The organism is Bradyrhizobium sp. PRIMUS42 (assembly GCF_023006515.1).
Taxonomy (GTDB): Bacteria; Pseudomonadota; Alphaproteobacteria; order Rhizobiales; family Xanthobacteraceae; genus Bradyrhizobium.
The window spans coordinates 1-6,339 of record NZ_JALBGZ010000372.1; the positions used below are offsets into that span (position 1 = coordinate 1).

5 protein-coding genes are annotated in these 6,339 nt (G+C 65.7%); all 5 read right to left on the reverse strand.

Going from position 1 to position 6,339, the window contains the following annotated elements:
* A partial coding sequence (locus MOV75_RS23735; protein WP_309486963.1) for a cytochrome c biogenesis protein CcdA occupies positions 1–400 on the reverse strand: 400 nt, incomplete at its 3' end.
* Between the two features lie 481 nt (positions 401–881).
* On the reverse strand, positions 882–1,493 hold the full coding sequence (locus MOV75_RS23740) for a sigma-70 family RNA polymerase sigma factor (protein WP_246925770.1): 612 nt from the start codon (positions 1,491–1,493) through the stop codon (positions 882–884).
* 407 nt (positions 1,494–1,900) lie between these two features.
* Positions 1,901–2,638: a response regulator gene (locus tag MOV75_RS23745; RefSeq protein WP_246925768.1), complete on the reverse strand. Its 738-nt coding sequence runs from the start codon at positions 2,636–2,638 to the stop codon at positions 1,901–1,903.
* Positions 2,639–2,648: 10 nt separating this feature from the next.
* Positions 2,649–4,394 carry a DUF3369 domain-containing protein gene (locus MOV75_RS23750; protein ID WP_246925766.1) on the reverse strand — a complete coding sequence of 582 codons (1,746 nt, stop codon included), beginning with the start codon at positions 4,392–4,394 and terminating at the stop codon, positions 2,649–2,651.
* Positions 4,364–6,339 (reverse strand): ATP-binding protein (locus tag MOV75_RS23755; protein ID WP_246925763.1); only part of this gene is annotated, 1,976 nt, incomplete at its 5' end. The genes MOV75_RS23755 and MOV75_RS23750, both read right to left, overlap by 31 nt.

Below are 6,339 nucleotides of genomic sequence, written 5' to 3' on the forward strand. Positions count from 1 at the left end.
AGGGCGTCCAGACCAGGCCGAGCGTGGTACCGAGGATGAGCCCGCCGAGCGCGCCCTCGCGCTGCGCGGCGCTGGAATTGCCGAGATCGAGCCAGCCATTGAGCCGCATCGACAGCCATTCGAACGGCGTCGGCCACAGCATCAACAGGCCGAAGCCGAGCAGCAGGATCGAGGCCGCCTCGCGCAGCACGTTCGGATCGAAATCGAACAGCCGCGTGATCGCTCCGAGTAGCAGCGCGGTCGCCGAGAACGAGATGACGAAGCCGAGCGCGATCATCGCAGGGCGCAGATGCCCCACGCGGCCGATCGAGGCGCCAAGCAGGATCGGCAGCATCGGCAGCGTGCAGGGCGCGGCGATGGTGAGAATGCCGGCGAGGAGAGCGAAGACAAGTTCGAGCATGGCGCACTCGTGAAGGAGGTCACGAGGGCAGTTCGGAATGGATGCAGGGCGCGTTACGCAGCGTCACGCCTTCGTGACGGGGGCTGGTTCTGCGGGACGCAGCTCCGAGCTGAGCGGGAAGTGCGCTCCCTCCCCCGCTTGCGGGGGAGGGCCGGGGAGAGGGTATCTCCTCGACGGGGCAATCCCCCAGAGGAAAGAACCTCACCCGCCGCACTCTGCGAGTGCGTCGGCCTCTCCCACAAGCGGGAGAGGCGGGAGCCCGCGGCAACCGCTCAGCCCAAACACAAAACAACCCGGAGGGGGGCATCCCGTCCGGGTCGCTGGAGTTCTTGGGAGGTTTAACTAAACCGTATGGCCGCTTTATAGGGGGGAAGTTTTTCCGCCTGATGTTGTGCTTTGTTTCAATTGTTTCGTCGGTGGTAACACTTCCGTGTCCGGGAGAGCGCCCGACATCGGGCCCATCCCTTTGAAATCGTTGACGTCAGGCGGCGAAACGCTCGACGCCACAGCCCTTAAGCAATTCGGCCAGCTGCTTGCGGGCATAGAACATCCGCGTCTTCACGGTGCTCTGGGGGATGCCGATGATCTGCCCGACCTCCTCCACCGACTTCTCGTGGTAGTAGACGAGGTTGATGATCTCGCGATGTGCGGGCGACAGCTTCTGCACGCAGGCACGCAGGATGGCGCTGGTGTCGCTGCGGTCGAGCGATGTCTCGGGCGTCTCCGCATCGTCGGGAATCTGGCGCACGTCTTCCTGGTCGATGTCCTCGAAGCGCCGCTGGCGCATCGCGGTCAGGGCCTTGAAGCGGGCGATCGAGAGCAGCCAGGTCGAAACCTGCGAGCGGCCCTGGAATTGGCCGGCGGTCCGCCACACGTCCAAAAACACCTGGCTGACGAGGTCTTCCGCCGCGGTGGCGTCACGCACGATGCGCAGGATGAAGCGGTACACCCGCACATTATGCCGGCAATAAAGGATATGCATCGACGTCCGGTTGCCGCCGGCAATGCTTTCGAGAAGCATGTCGTCCGAAGTCGCCTGAGCGGCGATGATGCTCTGGCTGGCCTGGGCGTTGATGGCGATGACGTTCCGCATTGACTTGGCTCCCCGTAGCGCCGCAACCGAGCGGCGTTTCCTTGGACCAAAGTGTTAATGAGCCAACGTTTCGGGACGTCTGCACGAAAAGGGGAAAATGGTTTCGTGCGCCGCCAAATTGTTTCGTCCGACGCGGGGCGACGAAACATTCGGAGCAAAAAGTCGTGGAATTTCAATGTACGGAAAATACGGGGGACGGCGTCTCGGCAAGGTAGGAACGAATTTCCGGGCCTTGCGTTTGGTCGCGCCGCACCCACCGTCGCCGGGAGCGCGCGTAGCCAAAACGACGATCTCGTAGGGCGGGGCAAAGGCGCGAAGCGCTGTGCCCACGATCTTTCGCAAATATGGAGAGATTGGTGGGCACGCTCCGCTTTGCCCACCCTACGGCACCTCGCCCGTGGCTAGCCCTACGCCTTCTCGCCCGCCGGCGAGAACAGATAGCCGCCGCCGCGGATGGTGCGGATCACGGCGGGCTTGGCCGGATCGGGCTCGATCTTGCGCCGGATGCGCATGATGCGCAGATCGACGGCGCGGTCGAAGGCTTCGGCGTCGCGCGCATTGGCCAATTCCAACAGGCGCTCCCGCGACAGCACGCGCTTCGGATTGGCCGCGAACACCTTGAGCAGTCCGAACTCGGATGCCGTCAACGGATGCTCGTTGCCCTCGTCGTCGCGCAGGGCCTGGGCTTCGAGATCGAGCCATTTGGTGCCGAATCGCACGAGCTGGTCCTTGTCGGATTTCGCCGCCGCCGCATCAGGCACTGCCGCCTTGGCCGGCACGCTCCGCCGCAGCACCGAGCGGATGCGCGCCATCAGCTCGCGCAGCTCGCAGGGCTTTGCCACGTAGTCGTCGGCGCCGAGCTCGAGCCCCACCACACGATCGATCGGGCTTGCGGTCGCCGTCAGCATGATGACGGGCACGTTGATGCGGCTCTTGAGGTCACGGATGATCGAGAGGCCGTCCTCCTCGGGCATGTTGAGGTCGAGCACGACGAGGTCGGGCATGCTGCCGTCGATCGCGGCGCGCAACGACTTGCCGCCGTCGCACAGCGTCACGGTGAAGCCGTGCATCTTGAGATAATCGCCGACCATCTCCCGGGCCGGGGCTTCATCGTCGACGATCATGATGTGCGGGCTTTGGGTCATGGTCTCTGGATCACGGCAATTCGGTCGCGGGGAGGGTGATGGTGAAGGTCGAGCCCTTGCCGGGGCCGCCGCTGTCGGCGGTCACCTCGCCGCCATGCATGTCGACGATACGCTTGACGATGGACAGGCCAAGTCCCGTCGAGCTCTCGCCGGCGGTCGGTTTTGCCGACAGCCGCTGGAACCGGCCGAACAGGCGGCCGAGATCCTCCGGGGACAGGCCGGCGCCCTCGTCGCTGACGCGGACGACGGTGTCGCCGCCCTCGTGGCTGACGGCGACGTCGATCTTGCCGCCGATGGGCGAATATTTGATGGCGTTGCTGATGAGATTGTCGATCGCCTCGCGGATGCGGTCGGTGTCGCACATGGTGACGATGTTGGCCGGCGCGGTGACGCTGATCGCCTGCTGCTTGTTGACGGCGAGCGGCTGGTTGGCCTCGGCGACCTCCTTGACCAGGGCCGCGACGTCGACCGGTTCGCGGCGGATGGTGATGTCGAAAGCATCGGCCATCGCGTCCGAGATCAGATGGTCGACCATCGTGGTCAGCCGCTTTGTGGCGTCGCGGATGTGATCGACCTGGGCGACGACGCCGCTTTCCGACGCGCCGGTCGAGATCAGCTCCTTCAGCATCTCGGTGCGGCCGAGGATGACGCCGAGCGGGTTCTTCAGATCGTGCGCGACGGTGCCCAAAATCTCGTTCTTGAAGCCGTTGGCGCGCTGCAGCCGCAGCCATTGCGCCGAGAGGCGGCGGTTGGCCTGCATCAGGGCGCGGGTGCGCTGGGCGACGCGGTCCTCCAGCTGCGTGTTGGCGTCCTGGAGCTGCTGGTAGAGGATGACGTTGTCGAACGCGATCGAGAGCCTGGAGGAGAAGATCTCGACCAGCGAGCGGTCGGTCTCGGACAGCTCGCGCTCGGCCTGCAGCAGCACCACCACCTCACGGCCGCTTCCGGTGCGCAGATAGATCACGCTGCGATGGTCGGCGAATTCGTTCTTGCGGCGCTGGAACGCGGCCTCCACCATCGAGCGCAGATCGGGATCGAGCGCCTTCGACGTGGTGGTGCCGATGAAGCGGCTGTAGCAGCCGCTGCCGGCGAGCACCGAGAGCTCGGGGTCGATGCCGCCATTGTCGCGCAAGACCAGTATACCGGCGCAGTCGACGTTGAGCAGCGAGGCAAGCTGGGTCAGCACGCCCTCGGCGAGCCGCTGCATCGACTTGAAGTCGTACAGCGTGGAAGCCGCGTCGATGATGATCTCGAGCCCGCGCCGCGTCTGCACCATGCGCTCGAGCTGCTGATAGGAGCGCAGCGCCGCGGTCAGCGAGGTGAACAGCTTGTCGGCGGTCAGCTCGGTCTTGGCCTTGTAGTCGTTGATGTCGTACTGCACGATCACGCGCCGCTCCGGCGCCTGGCCGGGCTGTCCGGTGCGCAGGATGATGCGCACGGTCTCGTTCCGGATCTCGTTGCGGATGAACTCGACCAGCTCGAGGCCGGCGACGTCGGTCTCCATGATGACGTCGAGCAGCACGGCGGCAATGTCGCCGTGCTCGGCCATCAGCTTGCGGCCTTCCGCCGCGGAATAGGCCGAGAGGATCTCGAGGCCCTGGCCGTTGAGGCTGTAGTCGGACAGCGCGAAACGGGTGCCGTCATGCACGGCCGGATCATCGTCGATGACGGCGATCTTCCATTTCCGGGCGTTGCTATCCTCCGACGCGGTACCGGTATCGTCGATCAGGTGGAGGACATCGTCCTGTTCGGCCATTGAGAAGTCCCGTCACTTTCTGTGCTTTGCGCGCCGCCCTTGGCGACCCGGGGCATGATAATGCGAAAAGTGGTGCCTTGTCCCAGCTTGGATTCCAGCATCATGCGCCCGCCGAGCTGCTGGGTGACGAGGTTATAGACGATATGCAGGCCAAGTCCCGTGCCGCCTTCATTGCGCCGGGTGGTAAAGAAAGGGTCAAAGGCCTGGCGCTGCACGTCGGGGGTCATGCCGGCCCCGTCATCGGTGAAGATGAGCTCGATGTCGTCGGCCCCGCGCGGCCGCGCCGAGATCGTGATCGTGCCGGCGCGCCCGTCGGCGAAGGCGTGGTTGGCGGCGTTGAGGAACAGGTTGGTCAGGATCTGGCCATAGGAGCCCGGATAGCCGTCGAGCAGCAGCCCCTCGGGCACGTCGACTTGGAGCGTGGTCGGCGAGCGCTTCAGCACCGGGCGCAGGCTGGCGATGATCTGGTCGGTGGCCTCGCTGAGCGAGAATTGCCGCCGCTCGGCATGGGAGCGGTCCACCGCGACCTGCTTGAACGACTGGATCAGCTCGCCGGCGCGCTGGAGATTGGCGACCAGCTGCTGGGAGGCGTCGCGCGAGGACTGCACGAACTCTTCCAGCTGCGAGCGGCGCAGGCCGCCCTCACCCTTGAGCTGGGCTTCGAAGATTTCGGTGCGTCGGGCGAAGCTGGAGGCAACGGTCAGGCTGATGCCGATCGGGTTGTTGACCTCGTGCGCGACGCCGGCAACGAGGCCGCCGAGCGCCGCCAGCCGTTCGGCGTCGATCAGATTCTGCTGCGCGGCATTGAGCTCGAGCAGCGCGCTCTCGGCCTTCTCCTTGGACGCGCGCAGCTCGTCCTCGGTCTGGCGCTTGGCGATCGCGTTCTCTCGGAACACCTCGACCGCGCGCGCCATGGCCCCGACCTCGTCACGTGCCTTGGTGCCTTGCACCTCGCGGTCGAGGTCGCCGAGCGTGATCGCGCGCATCGCGGCCATGATCTGCTGCAGCGGCAGGCGGATCGACAGCGCGATCATCACGCCGGCGGTGAGGATGATGCCGAGGAAGACCACCGCGATCGAGAGCACCCGCCTGGAAATGGCGGCCAGCGTGCGGTCGAACGTCTCCTGCGCCTTCTGCTCGCGCTTGCGCATCTTGGTCGAGAGATCGTCGATGGCCCCGATCGCCTCGGCCTGGCTGGCGTCGATGGTGTTGCGGAGCAGCTCGGTGCGGCTCGCAAGCTGCTCGGAGAGCTTTGCAAAGCCCTCGCGCAGCGAGGCGGTGCGGGCTCCAAGCCGCCGCAAGGCCATCTTCTGCAGGTCGTTGTCGGCGAGATCGATCATCACGGGGATGGTCTTCTCGATCGTCTCGGTGTTGCGCCGCGCGTCGTCGGCCGCGCCCGATGACAGCGACAGATAATAGGAATTGGCCGCCACCAGCATCGCGGTGAAGGCCTCGCGGGATTTCCCCAGCGAGGGCCAGATCAGCGCGTCGCGATGGCCGGTGGCGCCTTCGATGATGGAGTAGAGGCCCGCCATGTCCCTGGCCGGGCCCTGCACCTGCTCCTCATAAGTTTTCGCGATGGTGGCCTGCACGCTGCGCAGCTCGCCGAAGCCGTTGAGGAAACGGTCGGTGGTGCGCTCCAGCTCCTCGACCGAGCCGGACAGCATCGGGTCCTTGGCGGCGCGGTTGGACAGCGTGCCCAGCACCGCCTCGCGCAGCAGCAGGATCTCGGCGAACAGGTCCGGGCTCGGCTGGTTGATGTAGCGGTGGATCAGATTGTGCAGGCGTCCGGTCTCGCTTTCGAGCAGCGCCAGGATGCGGTCGGACTCGCGCACCTGGCGCACGTCGCCCCAGGCCGAGCCCAGCACCTGCGCGCCGTTCCAGATCATCGCCACCAGCACCACCACCACGGCGGAATTCAGTGCCGCGATCGACAGGATGCGCC